The sequence below is a fragment of the Streptomyces sp. NPDC004629 genome (assembly GCF_042873595.1).
Taxonomy (GTDB): Bacteria; Actinomycetota; Actinomycetes; order Streptomycetales; family Streptomycetaceae; genus Streptomyces.
In genome coordinates this window covers 40470-60581 of the sequence record NZ_JBIALO010000037.1, presented here as the reverse complement: position 1 = coordinate 60581, position 20112 = coordinate 40470, and the positions used below count along the sequence as shown (strand labels likewise).

Annotated in this window: 16 protein-coding genes, 1 tRNA gene and 1 pseudogene; 8 read left to right on the top strand and 10 right to left on the bottom strand. The window is 71.4% G+C overall.

Annotation, left to right across the window (positions count from 1 at the left end; translation table 11 throughout):
* Nucleotides 1-94: 94 nt before the first annotated feature.
* Genes ACFYTE_RS36625 through ACFYTE_RS36610 form a run of 4 tightly spaced genes read left to right on the top strand, consistent with a single transcriptional unit; the run spans nt 95 to nt 4490 of the window.
* Complete coding sequence (locus tag ACFYTE_RS36625; RefSeq protein ID WP_388720072.1) at nt 95-1027, top strand: branched-chain amino acid ABC transporter permease; 933 nt, start codon at nt 95-97, stop codon at nt 1025-1027.
* A 5-nt stretch (nt 1028-1032) separates the two neighbouring features.
* A complete protein-coding gene (locus tag ACFYTE_RS36620) occupies nt 1033-2859 on the top strand; it encodes a branched-chain amino acid ABC transporter permease (RefSeq protein WP_388720069.1) in 1827 nt (608 codons plus the stop codon).
* A gap of 6 nt (nt 2860-2865) precedes the next feature.
* Entirely contained in the window at nt 2866-3777 is a 912-nt protein-coding gene (locus ACFYTE_RS36615) for an ABC transporter ATP-binding protein (protein WP_388720066.1), read from the top strand.
* On the top strand, nt 3774-4490 hold the full coding sequence (locus tag ACFYTE_RS36610) for an ABC transporter ATP-binding protein (RefSeq protein ID WP_388720063.1): 717 nt from the start codon (nt 3774-3776) through the stop codon (nt 4488-4490). The genes ACFYTE_RS36615 and ACFYTE_RS36610 overlap by 4 nt, the downstream gene beginning before the upstream one ends.
* Before the next feature lie 365 nt (nt 4491-4855).
* Here ACFYTE_RS36610 and ACFYTE_RS36605 read toward each other — a convergent pair whose 3' ends face one another.
* Nucleotides 4856-5518, bottom strand: coding sequence for an ANTAR domain-containing response regulator (locus ACFYTE_RS36605; protein WP_388720060.1), 663 nt, complete (start codon nt 5516-5518; stop codon nt 4856-4858).
* 100 nt (nt 5519-5618) lie between these two features.
* Between ACFYTE_RS36605 and ACFYTE_RS36600 the strand changes: the two genes are divergently transcribed.
* A tRNA-Leu gene (locus ACFYTE_RS36600) sits at nt 5619-5693 on the top strand.
* Nucleotides 5694-5796: 103 nt separating this feature from the next.
* Here the strand turns inward: ACFYTE_RS36600 and pyk are convergent.
* On the bottom strand, nt 5797-7233 hold the full coding sequence (gene pyk / locus ACFYTE_RS36595) for a pyruvate kinase (protein ID WP_388720057.1): 1437 nt from the start codon (nt 7231-7233) through the stop codon (nt 5797-5799).
* Nucleotides 7234-7463: 230 nt separating this feature from the next.
* Nucleotides 7464-8141 carry an SIMPL domain-containing protein gene (locus ACFYTE_RS36590; RefSeq protein ID WP_388720054.1) on the bottom strand — a complete coding sequence of 226 codons (678 nt, stop codon included), beginning with the start codon at nt 8139-8141 and terminating at the stop codon, nt 7464-7466.
* A gap of 150 nt (nt 8142-8291) precedes the next feature.
* Between ACFYTE_RS36590 and ACFYTE_RS36585 the strand changes: the two genes are divergently transcribed.
* A complete protein-coding gene (locus ACFYTE_RS36585; protein ID WP_388720051.1) occupies nt 8292-10103 on the top strand; it encodes a bifunctional metallophosphatase/5'-nucleotidase in 1812 nt (603 codons plus the stop codon).
* 56 nt (nt 10104-10159) lie between these two features.
* On the opposite strand, the gene ACFYTE_RS36580 is transcribed toward ACFYTE_RS36585, so the two are convergent.
* The 6 genes and pseudogenes from ACFYTE_RS36580 to ACFYTE_RS36555 form a co-directional block, all read right to left on the bottom strand.
* On the bottom strand, nt 10160-11572 hold the full coding sequence (locus ACFYTE_RS36580; RefSeq protein WP_388720048.1) for a lysine N(6)-hydroxylase/L-ornithine N(5)-oxygenase family protein: 1413 nt from the start codon (nt 11570-11572) through the stop codon (nt 10160-10162).
* Nucleotides 11569-12927 (bottom strand): pyridoxal phosphate-dependent decarboxylase family protein, encoded by a 1359-nt coding sequence (locus ACFYTE_RS36575; RefSeq protein WP_388720045.1) that lies wholly within the window; start codon nt 12925-12927, stop codon nt 11569-11571. The genes ACFYTE_RS36580 and ACFYTE_RS36575 overlap by 4 nt, the downstream gene beginning before the upstream one ends.
* Nucleotides 12928-13734: 807 nt before the next feature.
* The gene (pepN, locus tag ACFYTE_RS36570) at nt 13735-16236 is read right to left on the bottom strand and encodes an aminopeptidase N (protein WP_388720042.1); all 2502 of its coding nucleotides are present in this window, start codon (nt 16234-16236) and stop codon (nt 13735-13737) included.
* Nucleotides 16237-16302: 66 nt separating this feature from the next.
* The gene (locus ACFYTE_RS36565; RefSeq protein WP_388720039.1) at nt 16303-16857 is read right to left on the bottom strand and encodes a two-component system response regulator; all 555 of its coding nucleotides are present in this window, start codon (nt 16855-16857) and stop codon (nt 16303-16305) included.
* Nucleotides 16858-16997: 140 nt separating this feature from the next.
* Nucleotides 16998-17348, bottom strand: a complete 351-nt coding sequence (locus tag ACFYTE_RS36560; RefSeq protein ID WP_388720036.1) for a chorismate mutase — start codon at nt 17346-17348, stop codon at nt 16998-17000.
* Nucleotides 17349-17359: 11 nt separating this feature from the next.
* A pseudogene (locus ACFYTE_RS36555) lies at nt 17360-17591 on the bottom strand (AraC family transcriptional regulator); the annotation flags it as partial.
* Nucleotides 17592-17733: 142 nt separating this feature from the next.
* Here ACFYTE_RS36555 and ACFYTE_RS36550 point away from each other — a divergent pair.
* Nucleotides 17734-17961: a hypothetical protein gene (locus ACFYTE_RS36550; protein ID WP_388720033.1), complete on the top strand. Its 228-nt coding sequence runs from the start codon at nt 17734-17736 to the stop codon at nt 17959-17961.
* A 200-nt stretch (nt 17962-18161) separates the two neighbouring features.
* On the top strand, nt 18162-19043 hold the full coding sequence (locus ACFYTE_RS36545) for a hypothetical protein (RefSeq protein WP_388720030.1): 882 nt from the start codon (nt 18162-18164) through the stop codon (nt 19041-19043).
* A gap of 293 nt (nt 19044-19336) precedes the next feature.
* Here the strand turns inward: ACFYTE_RS36545 and ACFYTE_RS36540 are convergent, their stop codons facing one another.
* A complete protein-coding gene (locus ACFYTE_RS36540) occupies nt 19337-20062 on the bottom strand; it encodes a vWA domain-containing protein (RefSeq protein ID WP_388720027.1) in 726 nt (241 codons plus the stop codon).
* Between the last annotated feature and the right edge of the window lie 50 nt (nt 20063-20112).

Below are 20112 nucleotides of genomic sequence, written 5' to 3'. Positions count from 1 at the left end.
GCGCGGGGCGCTGTTCCACTGGCGCCCCGCGCGGACTCGCGTCCGGCTCCATCCGTCATCCGTCGAAACATCCGAACGTCTCGGAGGACATGCGGTGAACGAACTGCCGCAGCAGCTGGTCAACGGCCTGCTACTGGGATCCATGTACGGGCTGGTCGCCATCGGTTACACAATGGTCTACGGCATTGTCCAGCTCATCAACTTCGCCCACGGCGAGATCTTCATGACCGGCGCCTTCGGGGCCCTCTCGGTCTATCTGTGGGTGCTGCCCGACGGCACCACCATGTGGGTGGCCCTGCCGCTCATGCTCATCGGCGCCATCCTGGTCTCCGTCGTCGTCGCGGTGGGTGCGGAGAGGCTCGCCTACCGCCCGCTGCGCGGCGCCCCCCGCCTCGCTCCGCTGATCACCGCCATCGGTCTGTCCCTGGCCCTCCAGCAGGCGGTCTGGGCCTGGTACCCCGAGGCCAAGTCCGCGCGCACCTTCCCGCAGATCGACGGCGGCCCGTTCCACGTCGGCAGCGTCACGATCCAGACGGGCGACATCTTCCTGATCGCCGCGGCGCCCGTCAGCATGGCCGTCCTCGCCTACTTCGTCATGAAGACGCGCACCGGACGCGGCATGCAGGCCACCGCCCAGGACCCGGACACCGCGAAGCTCATGGGCGTCAACACCGACCGCATCATCGTGATCGCCTTCGCCCTCGGTGCCGCCTTCGCGGCGGTCGGCGGTGTCGCCTATGGCCTGAAGTACGGTCAGATCGACTACAAGATGGGCTTCATCCTCGGCCTGAAGGCGTTCACCGCCGCCGTCCTCGGAGGCATCGGCAACATCTACGGCGCCATGATCGGCGGTGTCGTCCTCGGCGTCGCCGAGACCCTGGCCACCGCCTACATCGCCGACATCCCGGGCATGGACAAGTTCGGCAGCCAGTCCTGGGCCGACGTCTGGGCCTTCGTACTCCTCATCCTCGTACTGCTGTTCAGGCCACAGGGCCTACTCGGCGAGCGCGTCGCGGACAGGGCGTGACACCGATGACCACACAGACCACCGCACCCGAAACCCCCAGCGCCCCCGTCGCCGGCCGCATGCGCGGCGCCCTCGGCATGCCGGCGCCCGTCGCGCGCGCCCTCGCCACCGGCGGCGGCGTCCTCACCGTCGTCTCCACGTTCCTCGCCTGGACCTGGACGTCCGAGTTCCCCGGCGACCTGACCGTCTACGGCTACCCCGGGGGCCTCCAGGTCCTGGCGCTCATAGCCGGCGCGCTGACCACGCTGTTCGGCCTCGCCTCGTACGGGGTCAAGGGCCTCGGCCGGCTGACGCCCGCGGGCGGCGACGGCGCCCTGCGGTTCGCCTCGCTGGCCGCCTTCGGCACCGCCTGGTACACGGTCATCGCGATCAGCGCCAAACTCGGCGGCGTCGTCAACCTGGAGCCCGGCGGCTATCTCGTGGCCGCGGCCTCCCTGATCGCGCTCCTCGGCGCGCACGCACTGCCGTTCGAGCGGCCCGAGCCCGACCCGCTCGACCCGGACGAGTCCGGCTGGGCGCGCGCCAAGCACCGCATCGCCCACGGGTGGCAGACGCTCAGGGCCTCCTACGCCGGCGGCACCGCCCGCCCCGTGGGCGCGCTGCCGTCGTACGTCGAGATCCTGATCATCGTCGCGATCCTCGCCCTCGGCCTGATCGTCTTCACCTACGGCATCGGCACCTCGTACGACGAGCTGTTCATCGGCTTCCTGATCACGGCCGGGTTCGGCTTCGCCGCGCTCAACAAGGCGGGCCTGATCGCCCAGGCGTCCCAGATCACCTCCCGGCACCAGAACATCACCATCGTCGGCGCCTTCGTCGCGGCGGCCCTGTTCCCCTTCACCCAGACCGACGACCAGTACGCCACGGTCGGCGTGTACATCCTCATCTTCGGGACCGTCGCCCTCGGTCTGAACATCGTCGTCGGCCTCGCGGGCCTGCTCGACCTCGGCTACGTGGCCTTCCTCGGCGTCGGCGCCTACGCGGCGGCCCTGGTGTCCGGCTCGCCCAGTTCCCCATTCGACGTGCACTTCCCGTTCTGGGCCGCCGTCCTGGTGGGCGCCGCCGCCTCCCTCGTCTTCGGTGTGCTCATCGGTGCCCCGACCCTGCGGCTGCGCGGCGACTACCTCGCCATCGTCACCCTCGGCTTCGGTGAGATCTTCCGGATCACCGCCAACAACCTCGACGGCACCTCAGGACCCGATCTCACCAACGGCTCCAACGGCGTCTCGTCGATCCCGAACCTCAACATCTTCGGGTTCGACCTCGGCACCCAGCACGATGTCGGCGGCTTCACCATCGGCCGGTTCGCCAACTACTTCTTCCTGATGCTGGTCATCACCGCGGTCGTCGTGCTGGTCTTCCGGCGCAGCGGCGACTCCCGCATCGGCCGCGCCTGGGTCGCCATCCGCGAGGACGAGACCGCGGCCCTCGCCATGGGCATCAACGGCTTCCGCGTCAAGCTCATCGCGTTCGCCGTCGGCGCCTCGCTGGCCGGCCTCGCCGGTACGGTCCAGGCCCACGTCACCTACACGGTCACCCCGGAGCAGTACCTCTTCGCCGGCCCCATCCCGCCCAACTCGGCGTTCCTGCTGGCCGCGGTGGTCCTCGGCGGCATGGGCACCATCAGCGGGCCGCTCATCGGCGCGTCCCTGCTGTTCCTGATCCCCAACAAGCTCCAGTTCCTCGGCGACTACCAGCTCTTGGCCTTCGGTGTCGCGCTCATCCTGCTGATGCGCTTCCGTCCGGAGGGCCTGATCCCCAACCGGCGCCGCCAGCTCGAATTCCACGAAGAGGCCGAAGCGCCCGCCGTCCTCACCAAGGCAGGGGCCTGAACCACGATGACTACCGACACCACCACCCGGGGCGCCGTCCCCGGGGCCTCCGCGCCCGGCCAGGTCGTGCTCGACGCCCGCGGCGTCACCATGCGCTTCGGTGGCCTGACCGCCGTACGCAATGTCGACCTCACCGTCAACAGCGGTGAGATCGTGGGCCTGATCGGCCCGAACGGCGCCGGCAAGACGACCTTCTTCAACTGCCTGACGGGCCTGTACGTGCCGACCGAGGGAGAGGTCCGCTACAAGGGCGCCGTGCTGCCGCCGAAGTCCTTCAAGGTCACCGCGGCCGGCATCGCCCGCACCTTCCAGAACATCCGGCTGTTCGCCAACATGACGGTGCTGGAGAACGTCCTCGTCGGCCGCCACACCCGCACCAAGGAGGGCCTGTGGTCCGCCCTGCTGCGCGGCCCCGGCTTCCACCGGGCCGAGGCGGCCTCCCGCGAACGCGCCATGGAGCTGCTGCGGTTCGTCGGCCTGGACGGGAAGGCCGAGCACCTGGCCCGCAACCTGCCCTACGGCGAGCAGCGCAAGCTGGAGATCGCCCGTGCGCTGGCCAGCGAGCCGGGGCTGCTGCTCCTCGACGAGCCGACCGCGGGCATGAACCCTCAGGAGACCCGGGCCACCGAGGAACTGGTCTTCGCCATCCGCGACCAGGGCATCGCCGTCCTCGTCATCGAGCACGACATGCGTTTCATCTTCAACCTCTGCGACCGCGTCGCCGTCCTCGTGCAGGGCGAAAAGCTCATCGAAGGCGACAGCGCGACCGTGCAGGGCGACGAGCGGGTCGTCGCCGCCTACCTGGGCGAGCCCTTCGAGGACGCGCCCGGCGCCGAGGAGGTCGCCGAGGTGGAGGCCGCCGAGGCACACGCCGACACCCCGCAGGACGCCGCGCCCGGCAAGGAGAACGACCGATGACCGCACTGCTCGAAGTCGAGGACCTCCGGGTCGCCTACGGCAAGATCGAGGCCGTCAAAGGCATCTCCTTCAAGGTCGAGGCCGGCGAGGTGGTCACCCTCATCGGCACCAACGGGGCCGGCAAGACCACCACGCTGCGCACGCTCTCGGGGCTGCTCAGGCCGGTCGGCGGGCAGATCCGGTTCAACGGGAAGTCGCTGAAGAAGGTGCCCGCGCACCAGGTGGTCGCGCTGGGGCTCGCCCACTCCCCCGAGGGGCGGCACATCTTCCCCCGGATGACCATCGAGGACAATCTGCGCCTCGGCGCCTTCCTGCGCAGCGACCGGCCGGGCATCGAGAAGGACATCCAGCGCGCCTACGAGCTGTTCCCCATCCTCGGGGAGCGCAGCAAGCAGGCCGCGGGCACCCTGTCCGGCGGTGAGCAGCAGATGCTGGCGATGGGCCGGGCGCTGATGTCCCGGCCGAAGCTGCTGATGCTCGACGAGCCGTCGATGGGTCTGTCGCCGATCATGATGCAGAAGATCATGGCCACCATCGCCGAGCTGAAGTCCCAGGGCACGACGATTCTGCTGGTCGAGCAGAACGCCCAGGCGGCGCTCTCCCTCGCTGATCACGGGCATGTCATGGAGGTCGGCACGGTCGTCCTGTCGGGGACCGGGCAGGAACTGCTGCACGACGAGTCGGTGCGCAAGGCATACCTGGGCGAGGACTGAGCGCTCCGCGGGTTCGGCCGTGTTTGTGGCGTCGGTTGGCTGTGGGTCCGGCGTCGGGCGGCTGTGGGTCGCGCGTCGGCCGGCTGCGGGTGCGTTGAGGCTGGGCGCGCAGTTCCCCGCGCCCCCTTCCGGGGCGCTGCCGGGCTGCGAGTCGGTGCGCGCGGCATGCCTGGGCGGGGGCGCGGCGTCGGCCGGCTGCGAGTTCGTCGTGGCTGGGCGCGCCCGCGCGGCGGAGCCGCATGGTGATACAGCCCCGCGCCCCTTCGGGGGCGCTGCTGCGGGCCGCCGTGCTGGCACGGTGGCCGTGTGATGAGGCCCGCGTCCCTGGGAAGTCGGGGGTGCGGGCCTCGTTGTGGGGGTGGGGGTTAGGGGTGGTCTTGCTTGGTTGCCTTTTTTTCGGCGTTGTCTGCGATGACGGCCTCGGCGACCTGTTGCATGGACATCCGGCGGTCCATGGAGGTCTTCTGGATCCACCGGAAGGCGGCCGGCTCGGTCAGCCCGTACTCGGTCTGGAGGATGGACTTCGCGCGGTCGACCAGCTTGCGGGTCTCCAGCCGCTGCGTGAGGTCGGCGACCTCCTTCTCCAGCTGCCGCAGTTCGGTGAAGCGGGAGACGGCCATCTCGATGGCCGGTACCACGTCGCTCTTGCTGAACGGCTTCACCAGGTACGCCATGGCACCGGCGTCGCGGGCGCGTTCGACGAGATCGCGCTGGGAGAAGGCGGTGAGCATGAGGACCGGGGCGATGGACTCCTCGGCGATCTTCTCGGCCGCGGAGATGCCGTCCAGCTTGGGCATCTTCACATCGAGGATCACGAGGTCGGGCCGGTGCTCGCGGGCGAGTTCCACGGCCTGCTCACCGTCGCCGGCCTCCCCGACGACGGTGTACCCCTCCTCCTCCAGCATCTCTTTCAGGTCGAGCCGGATCAGCGCCTCGTCCTCGGCGATGACGACGCGGGTCGTCAGCGGAGGCACGTGCGACTTGTCGTCGTCGGGCACGTCTACGGGCTGGGGCGACTCGGCGGTCACGGGGGCTCCTCGTTCAGGGCAGGGGTACTGCTGCCAAGAGCCTACCTAGCTACGGTATGGTGGACGCGCGGAGGGTCAGGCAAAACCTTTGATTCTTCGAGCCCCGGTAGCCCAATTGGCAGTAGGCAACGGATTCAAAACCCGTACAGTGTCGGTTCGAGTCCGACCCGGGGCACTTTTCCTTCGATTTCAAGGTCAGTGCAATTTTTTGGGCCCCTCTTTATGAGGGGCCCTTTCGTGTGACCGGGCGCTATGGCGCCCGCCGCTGTCGGGCTTCGCTATCGGGGGCTGTCGTCCTCGCCGATGTGGTGGACGCGCACCATGTTCGTCGTGCCGGAAACGCCGGGCGGGGAGCCCGCCGTGATGACGACGACGTCGCCCTTCTGGCAGCGGCCGTACCTCAGGAGCAGTTCGTCGACCTGGGCGACCATGGCGTCGGTGGAGTCGGCGTGCGGCCCCAGGAAGGTTTCGGCACCCCAGGTGAGGCTGAGCTGGGAGCGGGTCGCCGGCTCCGGGGTGAAGGCCAGCAGCGGAATCGGGGAGCGGTAGCGGGACAACCGACGGGCGGTGTCTCCGGACTGGGTGAAGGCGACCAGGAACTTCGCGCCGAGGAAGTCACCCATCTCCGCCGCCGCCCGGGCGACCGCGCCGCCCTGGGTGCGGGGCTTGTTCCGCTCGGTCAGCGGCGGGAGGCCGCCCGCCAGGATGTCCTCCTCGGCCGCCTCGACGATGCGGGCCATGGTGCGGACCGTCTCGACCGCGTACTTGCCGACGCTGGTCTCACCGGACAGCATCACCGCGTCCGTGCCGTCGATGACGGCGTTCGCGACATCGCTCGCCTCGGCCCGGGTGGGGCGCGAGTTCTCGATCATCGAGTCCAGCATCTGGGTGGCCACGATGACCGGCTTGGCGTTGCGCCTGGCGAGCTTGATGGCACGCTTCTGGACGATCGGCACCTGTTCCAGGGGCATTTCGACGCCCAGGTCGCCGCGCGCGACCATGATGCCGTCGAAGGCCGCCACGATCCCGTCGATGTCGTCGACGGCCTGCGGCTTCTCGACCTTGGCGATCACCGGGAGGCGCCGGCCCTCCTCGTCCATGATGCGGTGGACGTCCTCGATGTCCTTGCCGCTGCGGACGAAGGACAGCGCGATGACGTCGAAGCCGGTGCGCAGCGCCCAGCGGAGGTCGGTCTCGTCCTTCTCGGAGAGCGCGGGCACGGAGACGGCGACGCCCGGCAGGTTGAGGCCCTTGTGGTCGGAGACCATGCCGCCCTCGACCACCGTGGTGTGCACCCGGGGGCCGTCCACGGAGGTGACCTCAAGGCAGACCTTGCCGTCGTCGACGAGGATGCGCTCACCGGGCGTGACGTCGGCGGCCAGGCCGGAGTAGGTGGTTCCGCACTGGTTGCGGTCGCCCTCGGCGTCCGCCTCCACCGTGATGGTGAAGGTGTCGCCGCGTTCAAGGAGTACCGGTCCTTCGAGGAAGCGGCCGAGGCGGATCTTCGGGCCTTGAAGGTCGGCGAGGAGGCCGACGCTGCGACCGGTCTCGTCGGCGGCCTTCCGCACGTGTCGGTACCGTTCCTCGTGCTCGGCAGGACCGCCGTGGCTGAGGTTGAATCGGGCGACGTCCATTCCGGCCTCGACCAGGGCCTTGATCTGGTCGTACGAGTCGGTGGCGGGCCCCAATGTACAGACGATCTTTGCTCGGCGCATGCATCGAGCCTAGGGCTTACCGGCGGGTAGAGAATTGGCCGGACGTGACTACTCAACAACCTTTGAGTAAAGGGCCATTGACAACTGTTGAATTGTGCGACCGAGCGCTCTGATGAGCATATGGAACGCCGAGAATGGCCCGGTGGGCCGCTCACGGACGGCCGTGGGGAATCAGCGGACGGTTACTGCCCGTCGCGTTCCCGGAAAGTCTCGCTCCGCTTCGCCGGGGCTCACAGGCGTGGGGGTGCCATCGTGAAGCGGGCGTCGACCTGTGCGTACACATGCTGCCGCTGGGGTTCCAGGTCGAGCGGGGGCGCCGTGTTCTCCGCCGCCGCGGCGAAGGCCATGGAACGGGCGCGCACACCGGGGTGGCCGTAGGGCTCGGCGCTCTCCCCGCCGATGTCGGCGAGTTCGACCAGCGCGGCCAGCGAGGTGCCGAGCGCCTCCGCGTACTCGCGGGCCCGCCGGACCGCCTCGTGCACCGCCTGCCGGCGGGCCTGCCCGTGCACCGGCGAGCCGGGGCGCAGCGCCCACCTGGGGCCGTCGATGCGGGTCAGCTCCAAGTCGGCGAGGCGTGCGGTGAGTTCGCCGAGCGCCGGGAAGTCGGAGAGTTCGGCGGTGAGGTGGACGCTGCCGTGGTAGGTGCGGACGCGCTCGCCCCGGCCGTGCGTCGACAGTTCCGGAGTGATGGACAGGAAGCCCGTCTCCAGGCGCTCCACCGCCTCGCCGTAGGACTTGACGAGGTCGAGGACGGCGGCGTTGCGCCGGGTGAGGTCGTCGAGGGCCGAACGCCGGTCCCGTCCGCGGGCGGTGACCGTGATGCCGATGCGGGCGATCTCCGGGTCGGCTTCCAGATGCGCCTCGCCGCGGACGGCGACGCGGGGCAGCTCGGGCGAGGGAGTGGTCATACGCCCCACTCTGTCACGCCTTTCCCCGGTTGGGACCCAGGAGTTCACCGATGAGGTCACCAGATCGAAACCTCCCGGACCTGTTGCCGTCGGCCGGGCCGGGCCAGAATCTACGCGCGTTGTTGAACCATTCCCCGAGGAGACCGCACGATGCCGCTGAACCGCCGGAAGTTCCTGAAGAAGTCCGCAGCGACCGGAGCGGGAGTGGCGATCGCCGGTGCCGCGGCAGCCCCGGCGCAGGCATCGACGTCGCCCGGTCAGGGCACGGCCGGCAAGCGACCCAAGCGCCATTCCCTGACCGTCATGGGCACCACCGACCTGCACGGGCACGTCTTCAACTGGGACTACTTCAAGGACGCGGAGTACTCCGACACCGCCGGCAACGCGATGGGCCTGGCCCGCGTCTCCACCCTGATCAACCAGGTGCGCAAGGAGAGGGGCCGCGAGAACACGCTGCTCCTGGACGCCGGTGACACCATCCAGGGCACCCCGCTGACGTACTACTACGCGAAGGTCGACCCGATCACCGCCAAGGGCGGCCCGGTGCACCCGATGGCCCAGGCGATGAACGCGATCGGCTACGACGCGGCGGCCCTCGGCAACCACGAGTTCAACTACGGCATCGAGACGCTGCGCACGTTCGAGGGCCAGCTGCGCTTCCCGCTGCTCGGCGCCAACGCCGTCGACGCGAAGACCCTGAAGCCCGCCTTCCCGCCCTACTTCATCAAGAAGTTCCCCGTGAAGGGCGCCCCGCCGGTTCGGGTCGCCGTCCTCGGCCTGACCAACCCGGGCATCGCCATCTGGGACAAGGCGTATGTGCAGGGCAAGCTGAAGTTCCCGGGGCTGGAGGAGCAGGCCGCGAAGTGGGTGCCGAAGCTGCGCTCCATGGGCGCGGACGTCGTGATCGTCTCGGCGCACTCCGGAACGTCCGGCACGTCGTCGTACGGCGACCAGGTGCCGTACGTGGAGAACGCGGCGGCCAACGTCGCCAAGCAGGTGCCGGGCATCGACGCGATCCTGGTCGGGCACTCCCACGTGGAGATCCCGGAGCTGAAGGTCACCAACGAGAAGACCGGCAGGACGGTCGTGCTGTCCGAGCCGCTGTACTTCGCCGAGCGGCTCACCCTGTTCGACATTGAGCTGGTCTTCGCCAAGGGCCGCTGGACGGTGGAGTCGGTCTCCGCCTCGCTGCGCAACTCCAACACCGTCGCGGACGACCCGAAGATCACCAAGCTGCTGTCCGACGAGCACGCGAAGGTCGTCGCGTACGTCAACCAGGTGGTCGGCACCGCCACCGAGACGCTGACCACGGTCGACGCCCGCTACAAGGACGCACCGATCATCGACCTCATCAACAAGGTGCAGGAGGACGTGGTCAGGGCCGCGCTCGCGGGCACCGCGTACGCCTCGCTGCCGGTGCTCTCGCAGGCTTCGCCGTTCTCCCGTACCTCGGAGATCCCGGCCGGCAAGGTGACGATCCGGGACCTGTCGAGCCTGTACGTGTACGACAACACGCTGGTCGCGAAGCTGATGACGGGCGCCCAGGTGCGGGCGTACCTGGAGTACTCGGCGGAGTACTACGTCCAGACGGCCCCCGACGCGGTGGTCGACGTGCAGAAACTCACCAACGCGGGCGGCCGTCCCGACTACAACTACGACTATGTGTCGGGGCTCGGTTACGACATCGACATCGCCCAGCCGGCCGGTTCGCGGATCAAGAACCTCACCTTCGACGGCGCCGCGCTGGACGACGCTCAGCAGTTCGTGTTCGCGGTGAACAACTACCGGGCCAACGGCGGCGGTGCGTTCCCGCATGTGGCCTCGGCCCAGGAGCTGTGGTCCGAGTCGACGGAGATCCGGACCCGGATCGCGGAGTGGGTGACCGCGAAGGGCGTCCTGGATCCCAAGGACTTCGCGTCGGTCGACTGGAAGCTGACCCGGGCCGGCACTCCGGTGTTCTAGGGCCTCGGTCCGGGGCCTGACGAACCGGCCCCGGGCCGCTGCCCGGGGCCGGTTCGTCAGCTCCGGTCGTCCACGAGCGTGGTCAGTACCCGCGCCCGCCGGGCGGGCGGCACCGGCCGGGCCGGTTCGAGTCCGAAGCTGGTGAAGGCCGTCCGGCCGGGCAGCGGGTAGGTTTCCTTCCTCGTCAGGGAGTTGATGATGGTGGCGCTGCGCCAGGCGGCCAGCCCCAGGTCGGGTGCGCCCACGCCGTGGGTGTGCCGTTCCGCGTTCTGCACATAGGCCGTCCCCGTGACGGACGGGTCGAGCACGAGCCGGAACGCCTCGTCCACCTCGGGGCGGCCGGCGCCGTCGCGGCGCACATGGGGGTCGAGTCCGGCGAGGATGCGGTCCAGCGGGCGTTCCCGGTAGCCGGTCGCGAGGACGACCGCGTCCGTGGTGAGCCGGGAACGGGTGTCCTGCTGGATGTGTTCCAGGTGGAGTTCGATCTGGGTGGTGGCGACGCGGCCCGCCGTGCGCACCTGCACCCCGGGGGTGAGCACGGCGTCGGGCCAGCCGCCGTGCAGGCCGCGGCGGTACAACTCTTCGTGGATCGCGGCGATGGTCTCGGCGTCGATGCCCTTGTGGAGCTGCCACTGGGCGGCCACGAGCTGGTCCCGGACCGGTTCGGACAGGCCGTGGAAGTAACGGCTGTAGTCGGGGGTGAAGTGCTCAAGGCCCAGCTTGGAGTACTCCATGGGCGCGAACGCCTCCGTGCGGCCCAGCCAGTGGAGCCGTTCGCGGCCGGGCGGGCGGTGGCGCAACAGGTCCAGGAAGACCTCGGCGCCGGACTGCCCGGAGCCGACGACGGTGACATGCCCGGCGGCGAGGAACGCCTCGCGGTGCTCCAGATAATCGGCGGCGTGCACCACGGGGACATCGGGCGCCGCCACCAGGGGCTTGAGGGGTTCGGGCACATAGGGGGCGGTGCCGACGCCGAGGACGATGTTCCTGGTGTGGGTGCGGCCCAGGGACTCCGCCTTGCCCTCGGCGTCGAGGCGGGTGTAGTCGACCTCGAAGACGTCCCGCCGGGGATTCCAGCGGACGGCGTCGACCCGGTGGGAGAAGTGCAGTCCGGGAAGGTTCTCGGCGACCCAGCGGCAGTACGCGTCGTACTCGGCGCGCAGGCTGTGGAAGCGCTCGGCGAAGTAGAAGGGGAAGAGCCGGTCGCGGCTCCTCAGGTGGTTGAGGAAACTCCACTGGCTGGTCGGGTCGGCGAGGGTCACCAGGTCGGCGAGGAAGGGGACCTGGACGGTCGCGCCCTCGATGAGCAGTCCGGGGTGCCAGTCGAAGCCGGGGCGTTGTTCGTAGAAGACGGCGTCGAGTTCGGCGAGGGGGTGGGCGAGGGCGGCGAGGGACAGGTTGAACGGGCCGATTCCGACGCCGACGAGATCGCGGGGGGCTTCGGTCTCGCGGTGTGGGGGGCTGGTCATCTGGGCGTGGTTCCTTCCACGAGTTTCAGGAGGTGGGCCAGTTCGGCCGGGCGGGTGTGGGGGTTGAGGAGGGTGGTCTTCAGCCAGAGGCGGCCGTCGAGGCGGGCGCGGCCGAGCACGGCCCGGCCCTCCTTGAGCAGGCCGCGCCGTACGGCGGCGACGGCGTCGTCGTCCGCTCCGGCGGGCCGGAACAGGACGGTGCTGATGACGGGCCGGTCGTACAGTTCGAAGCCGGGGTGGTCCTGGACGAGGGCGGCGAACTCGCGGGCCCGCGCGCACACCTGCTCGACCAGGGCGCCGAGTCCGCGGCGGCCGAGGGTCTTGAGGGTGACGGCGGTCTTGAGCACGTCGGGGCGGCGGGTGGTGCGCAGGGAGCGGCCGAGCAGGTCGGGGAGGCCGGCCTCGGTGTCGTCGTCGGCGTTCAGGTAGTCGGCGCGGTGCTGGAGCACGGCGAGTTCGCCGGGGCGGGCCACGGCGATCAGGCCGGCGGCGACCGGCTGCCAGCCGAGCTTGTGCAGGTCGAGGGTGACGGTGTGGGCGGCTTCGAGACCGGCCAGTTGCTCGCGGTGCCGGTCGCTGAAGACGAGCGGCCCGCCGTAGGCCGCGTCGACGTGCAGCCGGGCGCCATGGGCGGAACACAGTCCGGCGATCTCGGCGAGCGGGTCGATGAGGCCGGCGTCGGTGGTGCCGGCGGTGGCGGCGACCAGCAGGGGGCGCGGGAGCCGGAGGACGGCGTCATGGAGCGCGGCCGGGTCCAGGATGCCGCGCGGCGCGGGTACGACCACGGGTTCGGGCAGGCCCAGCAGCCAGGCGGCGCGGGGCAGCGAGTGGTGGGCGTTGGCGCCGCACACGAGCCGGACGCCGCCGCCCTGTGTCTCGCGGGCGAGCAGCAGCGCGAGCTGGTTGGACTCGGTGCCGCCGGTGGTGACGAGGGCGTCGGCCAGGCCGATCTCCTGAGCGAGCCGGCGGGTGACGACGGCTTCCAGCGCGGAGGCGGCGGGCGCCTGGTCCCAGGAGTCCAGGGAGGGGTTGAGGGCGCTCACCGCGAGGTCCGCGGCGGTGGCGACGGCGAGCGGCGGGCAGTGCAGATGGGCCGCGCACAGCGGGTCGGCGGGGTCGGCCGAGCCCTCGGCGAGGGCCCGCACGAGGGTGCGCAGGGCGTCCGGGTCGCCCTCGGCGGGCAGGACGTCTCCCACGGCCTCGGCGATCCGCGCGGCGACCGCCTCGGGGCCGCCCGCGGGCAGCGGCCCGCCGCGCGCCCGTCCGCCGTCCCTCAGGGCGTCGAGCACGGTGTCCAGCAACGGCCGCAGGGCGTCGGGCCCTTCGGGGGACGAGGCGAAGGGGGGCGTGCTCATGGGCTCTCCTCCGGGCCGCGGGAACGCGGAACGACCATGTGGCTTCCAGCTTGTACGCAACGGCCCCGACGCGCCCGGGATGCGCGACGATCGGACCCGAAAGTGGGTACTCCCGTACGGGGAAAACATGTCGGGTACCGTGCCGGCGGCAGCGCGGCGCCGATGTCGACCGACGGTGTCCCGGGGCCGTCGCGCGCAGGCAGGAGGTGGCCCGCGCACGGTCGCGGCCCGGGCGGGGGCTTCTACGCGACGACGAGCGGTGAACGGTCAACCGGGTTCAGAGACTCGGGGCCGGGCGGCCTGGACCGGGCGGCCGGAGCCATGCGGTCGGGGCCAGGCGGTCGGGGCCAGGTGACCTGGGCCGGGCGGGCCGGAGCCGGGCGGCCGGAGCCGGGCGGCCGGGGCCAGGCGGGCGGAGCCGGGCGGCCGGAGCCGGGCGGCCGGAGCCAGGCGGCCGGAGCCAGGCGGCCGGAGCCAGGCGGCCGGAGCCAGGCGGCCGGAGCCAGGCGGTCGGAGCCAGGCGGTCGGAGCCAGGCGGTCGGAGCCAGGCGGTCGGAGCCGGGTGGCCGGAGCCGGGTGGCCGGGGCAGACGGACACGTTCCCCGGCCGAGACGCCCCAGCGCGAGCCCCGGCAGACACAGCCCCAACAGACGCGCCCCCAGCCGATACGCCCCCTGGGTGGGAGTCCTCTGCCCAGCGGGATCCAAGGAGGAGGCCCGGCAGGCGTGCCCCGACCGGTGCGGTCCCGCGGCCACCGCGCAGCGGTCGAGGCCTCGGCGGGCCCACGGTGCCGGGCCCGTAGGAGGGTTATGCCGTGCGGATGCGCAGGGCCCTGGAGAGGTCGTCGAGTTCGTCGGTGAGCCAGCGGCGCAGGGCGGTGGTCGGCTTGCCGTCGCGTAGGCATGCTGCGCCGAGGGCGAGGTTCTCGGCGTCCACGGCGTGGGCCGGGAAGGCCCAGCGGCCGACGGCGGTGGCGATGGCCGGGCCGCGGAGGGCGGCGACGGCGACCGCGTCGGGGTAGTAGCGCGGCACGTACTCCCGTACCAGATCGGCCTGTTCGGGCTGCCAGAAGCCGCGGGCGGTGGCGATGAACAGGTAGTTCGACAGCTCGGCCCCGCTGTCCGCGGCGAACATCGCCTGCCACGCGGCCCGCTTGGCCTCCGGGTCGGGCAGGGCGGCGCGGCAGCGTGCGGCGCCCTCCTGGCCGGTGGCGCTCGGATCGCGTTCCAGTTCCGCGGCGATGGCGGGCTCGTCGGTGGCGCCGAGCACGGCGAGCCGGCCCAGGATGCGCCAGCGCAGCTCCGGGTCCAGTTCGGGTCCGCCGGGCACGATGCCGTCGGCGAGCCAGGCGGCGATCGTGTCGGGATGGGCGGCGACGTCGATGAAGTGGCGGACGGCGAGCAGCCGCAGGCCGGGGCTGTCGCCGTCCTCGGTGCGCCGGATGAGGTCGCGGCAGAGCGAGGAGAGCGTGGCCAGCGCGGCGGGCCGGTCCTCGGGCGTGACGTACCGGCCGGCCACGTGCACGGTGGCGAAGGCCAGGACACCCTCGACGAGGGCGAGGTCGGTCTCGTGCGGCAGATGGGCGCGGGCGGCGTCCAGGTAGGCGGCGGGCGGGAGTTCGCCGTCGCGGACCGCGTCCCGCAGCGCGTTCCACACGACCGCGCGGGTGAGCGGATCCGGCAGGCCGGACAGTCCCGTGCGCAGCGCGTCGAAGGACTCGGCGTCGAACCGGACCTTGGCGTAGGTCAGGTCGCCGTCGTTGAGGAGCAGCAGCGCGGGCCGCTTGCCGAGGGGGTGCGGCGCGGTCTGCGGGACGTCGAGGCCGACGCGCTCACGCAGCACGAGGCGGCCCTCGTCGGCGAGGTCGTGGTCGTAGAGGCCGACGGTGATGCGGTGCGGTCGGCTGCCGTCGCGTTCGACGGTGAGCGCGCAGGTGCCGTCGGCGGCGGGGGTGACGGCCGGGGTGAGGGTGTCGACGCCGGTGGTGCGCAGCCAGGCGTCGGCCCAGGCGTGCACGTCGCGCTCGGTGGCGGTGGCCAGGGAGTCGATGAAGTCGGCGAGTGTGGCGTTGCCGAACCGGTGCCGGGCGAAGTGGGTGTTGATGCCGGCCAGGAAGTCCTTCTCGCCGAGCCAGGCGACGAGCTGGCGCAGCGCGGAGGCGCCCTTGGCGTAGGAGATGCCGTCGAAGTTGAGCAGCGCGGCGGCGGTGTCGTCGACGGCCTCGGGGGCGACGGGGTGGGTGGTGGGGCGCTGGTCGGCGTTGTATCCCCAGCCCTTGCGGGCGACGCCGAAGTCGACCCAGGTGTCGGTGAAGCGGGTCGCCTCGGCGGTGGTCTGGTAGCCCATGTACTCGGCGAAGGACTCGTTGAGCCAGATGTCGTCCCACCACTTGAGGGTGACGAGGTCGCCGAACCACATGTGGGCCATCTCGTGGGCGATGACCATGGCGCGGGTCTGCCGCTCGGTGTCGGTGACGGCGGAGCGGAAGACGAACTCGTCGCGGAAGGTGACCAGGCCCGGGTTCTCCATGGCGCCGGCGTTGAACTCGGGGACGAACGCCTGGTCGTAGGAGTCGAAGGGGTAGGGCTCCTCGAACTTCTCGTGGTAGCGGTCGAAGCACGCGCGCGTGACGTCGATGATCTCCTCGGCGTCGGCGTCCAGGTGGGGCGCGAGGGAGCGGCGGCAGTGGATGCCGAAGGGCAGACCGCGGTGCTGGGTGCGCACGGAGTGCCAGGGGCCGGCGGCGACGGCGACGAGGTAGGTGGAGATCAGCGGGGTGGGGGCGGCCTGCCAGCGGCCCGCGCCGAGGTGTTCGGTGACCCCGTTGGCGAGGACGGTCCAGCTCTCGGGGGCGGTGACGGACAGCTCGAAGACGGCCTTCAGGTCGGGCTGGTCGAAGGCGGCGAAGACGCGCTGCACGTCGTCCATGAACAGCTGGGTGTAGACGTAGGTCTCGCCGTCGGAGGGGTCGGTGAAGCGGTGCATGCCCTCGCCGGTGCGGGAGTAGCGCATCCGCGCGTCGACGCGCAGTTCGTGCTCGCCCGCGGCGAGGTTCTTCAGCGGCAGCCGGTTCTCGTCCAGCGAGTCCGGGTCGAGGGGCTGTCCGTCGAGCGTGACGGAGCGCAGCTCGGCGGGTTTGACCTCGACGAACGTGTCGGTGTTCGTGGCGTCCGCCCGCACGGAGAACGTGATCGCGGTACGCGAGTCGAAGGTCTCGTCCCCGGTGGTCAGGTCGAGTTCGATCGTGTAGCGGTGGACGTCGAGGAGCTGTGCTCGGTTGTGCGCTTCGTCGCGCGTGAGTACGGACATGCAGGCCATGCTGCCCGATGCCGCCGACAACACACAGGGGCGGATGCAGTACGCACCTTATGTCCGCTATTGGGCGGTGGCGGCCCGCCCGGCGTCACGTTGCGGCGGTACCCGGCCGTCGGGGTGCGACCGGGCGGCGCGCGGGCCGCGGTCCTCGTCCTGGCCGCGGCCGGCGAGCAGCGCGCGCAGCTCGCGCACCTCTCGTTCCAGGGCGAGGCTGCGCTGGTGGGCGGCGTACAGATGGCGGACCTTGGTGCGCAGGGCCCATGGGTCGACCGGGGTGCGGACGAGGTCGGCGACCCCGAGCCCGAAGGCGGCGGCGGCGAGTTCGCGGTCCGGGTCGGAGCCGGTGAGCAGGACGACGGGGATGTCCCGGGTCTGCTCCAGGCGGCGTATGCACCGCACCACGTCCAGGCCGTCCGGTCCGTCCGGTCCGTAGGCGCCGGGTGTGCTCACATCGAGCAGGAGGAGGCCGACCCGGCCGCGCAGGACCTGTTTGAGCGCCTGGTCCGAGCTGGTGGCGCGGCCGATCCCCAGGCCCAGCGGGGCCAGGGCGTGCTCCAGTGCGTACAGCGTGTGCTGGTGGTCGTCGACGATGAGGATCTCGGCGTCCGACGGCATGGCCCCACCCCTCCCGCCTGGCGTGGCCCACCAGCTTACGCCGGGGCACTGACGGGGAGTGCTCGCGGGTTGACGAACAGTGCCCGGCGGCGCGGCACCGCCCGGCCGGCCGGGACCGCGGGCCGCCGCGTCGCCGGAGGTCAGCTGGGCTCGGCGGCCTGGTGCCTGGCGGTGTCCTCGGCGATGCGCTCGTGGTGTCTGATCACCTCGGCGACGATGAAGTTGAGGAACTTCTCAGCGAAGGACGGATCCAGCTTGGCGTTCTCGGCGAGGCTGCGCAGCCGGGCGATCTGCCGGGCCTCGCGGGCCGGGTCGGCGGGCGGCAGCCGGTGCACGGCCTTGAGACGGCCGACCTGCTGGGTGCACTTGAAGCGCTCGGCGAGCATGTGGACGACGGCCGCGTCGATGTTGTCGATGCTGTCGCGCAGCCGGTCGAGTTCCGCACGGACGGCGGGATCGACGTCACCGGTACCGGTGTTGCTGGTGGTCATGGGGGTTCAGCCTAAGGGGCGGCGACGGGTTCGATCATCGGTGGATCGTCGGGGTCGGGGACCCGGTCGCGCCGGCCGCCCGGAACGGTGCGGCCCTGCTGGGCGCGGAAGCGGACGGGGGGCCGTGCCGGCCCGGCGGCTGAACAGCAGGGAGAAGCAGGCGGAATCGTCGTAGCCGACGCGGCGGTCCACCGCGGCGACCGACGGTTCGCTGCCGGCGAGGGGTTCCTTGACTGCGCGACCTCGCGGTGGTCCACGTCGACGGCGCGCGTACGGGCCGCGCATCGGCGAGCCCAAGGGCATCACCGGCGGCATCCTGCACGAGCGGCAGTATCAGCACGGGGTACGCGCGCGTGGGCTGCGGCTGGACGCCTTCGACGGCGGGGTGGCGGCGGTGCCCTGCACGACGCCGCCCGCGGACGGCGCACCGGGGCTGTACCGGGGCGCGGGCACGGTCCGAGGGGACGGCGATGGCCGGCTCGAACTGCCGGTCTGGACGCGCGGATTCGTCTGGATCAACGGTTTCGGTCCGGGCCGGCTGCTGGGCGACCGACCCGCAGCGGACGCTGTACGCCCCGGGCCGGAGCTGCGGGAGGGCAAGAACGAGATGTGAGTGCTGGAGGCACGGCCCCGGTCGCGCCGCACCCGCTCCCCGTGTGACCCGACCGTCCCGTGCTCCCCCGGTGCCCCGGCCGTCCCGCGCCTGCCGCGCGCGACCGCACCGGGACGGCGACGGGTGGCCGGGGACCGGTGAAAACCGCTCACACCCGCATAGAGTGGATGAGAAGTCGGGGCGTCCTTGGGGGTGACGGTGTGGCGAACGACGGGCCGGTCGTGCACGGCTACCCGCATCTGGAGACGGTGCGGGCCGCGATCACCGCGCTGTACAGGCGTCTGTCGTACGACACGATCCAGACCTTCCCGACCAGTGTGGCCCCCGCCGACGTGGCCTTCTGCGACACCGACGATCTGCATCTGGGCGCGCAGCGGGTGGCCGGCGAGATCGTCCGGCACTTCCGGCTGCCGGACGCCCGGGTGATCGTCAGCTTCCGCGAGATGACTCATGCGGCGAACGTCGAACTCGCCGCAGGCCCCGAGTACTTCGTCGAGCTGAACGACCGTTTCCGCACCCATCGGCGGGACATCGGCGCGGCCCTGGCGCACGAGGTGACGCATGTCTATCTGCACCGTCTGGACCTGTCCTTCCCCAGCACGGCGGAGAACGAGATCCTCACGGACACGGCGGCCACGTACCTGGGCGCGGGCTGGCTGCTGCTGGACGCCTTCCGGGAGGACTCGGTGTCGTCCCAGAAGCTCGGCTACCTCACCCCGGAGGAGTTCGGCTACGTCCTGGCCAAGCGCTCCCTGGTCTTCGGCGAGGACCCGTCGGTGTGGTTCACCAGCCCGCAGGCGTACACGGCGTACACCAAGGGCCTGGCGCAGGCCCGGCACGACGAACAGCAGCCGCCGCTGACCGCGGCGGGCTGGGCGGGCCGCCGCCGCTACGCCCGCGACCGCCGGCACGCCCACGGGCCGCAGCCCGGCGTGCCCTACACCTTCACCCCCGACGGCGGCGGCCGGCTGCGCGTGTCCTTCCCCTGCCCGACGTGCCAGCAGCGCATCCGGGTGCCGGTGGAGGGCCGGGTCCGGGCCCGCTGCGCCCTGTGCCGCACGGTACTGGAATGCGACACCTGACCCACACCCCGAGAACCGCGCCCCCTGCCGACAACCGCCGCCGACGGAAAGCCGCGAGGGCTCCCAGCGGGTCGGTTTCGGCACGCGCGGCCGGTCCGCACATCGCCAGGGCCGGCCCGGCCCGCACCCGCCGGGCGGTGGTGGCCCCGGCGGCACCGGCACCGGCATTCGAGTCCGGTTCCGGCACGTCTCCTTCCGCCTCGACCGCCGCAGGTACTCCGTGGCCTCGCCGAGAACCGGCGCGGTGCCCGGCCCCTCCCCCGGCTGTGCCTGGAGAAGGTCGGTCGGCGGGTTCAGGGTGAGGGGATGATGCCCTGGGAGTGGGCTGATCTCAGCCAGGTGGGGAATTCGGCGACGAGGCGGTCGTAGAGTTCCGCGTCCGGCAGGGTCCGGGGGTCCGAACCGGCGTGGAAGAAGCCCGCGTTGTCGACCACCCGCCGCTCCGGCACCGCCAGTTCGTCCAGCTTGCGCAGGAAGTCGAACTGGCGGCTTTCCGGGTCGCCGAAGCCGACGAACTGCCAGAACAGCGGCAGCTTGGCCGCCTTGCACAGATAGCGTTCGGCGGCGGGCCTGCTGATCGGGCCGCCGTCGGTCTGGAAGACGACGAGGGCGGGCGCGGTGGAGCCGCTGTCCAGGTAGTGGTCGATGACGGTGTCCATGGCCAGGTGGTAACTGGTCTTGCCCATGTGTCCGAGCCCGGCGGCGATCCGGCCGATGCGGCCCTGGTGGTCGGCGAGGGCGATGTCGGTGACGGCGTCGACGTCCGTCGAGAAGAACACCACCGGCACCCGGCCGTCGTCGTCGAGGTGCGCGGACAGCCCGAGCACCCGGTCGGCGAGCGCCTGCACGCTGCCGTCCTCGTAGTACGGCTTCATCGACCCGGAGTAGTCGACGACGAGGTAGACGGCCGCGCGCAGCCCGTCGAGCCCGTGCTTGGCGAGGGACACCCCGGCCGTGCGGTACGGCTCGACCAGCGCGGGCGCGCTCTCCGCCACCTTGCTGAGACTGATCGCGGCCATGCCGGGCTCCCCCCTCGTGCGGCTCCGGGGGCCGAGACTACGCGATCTTC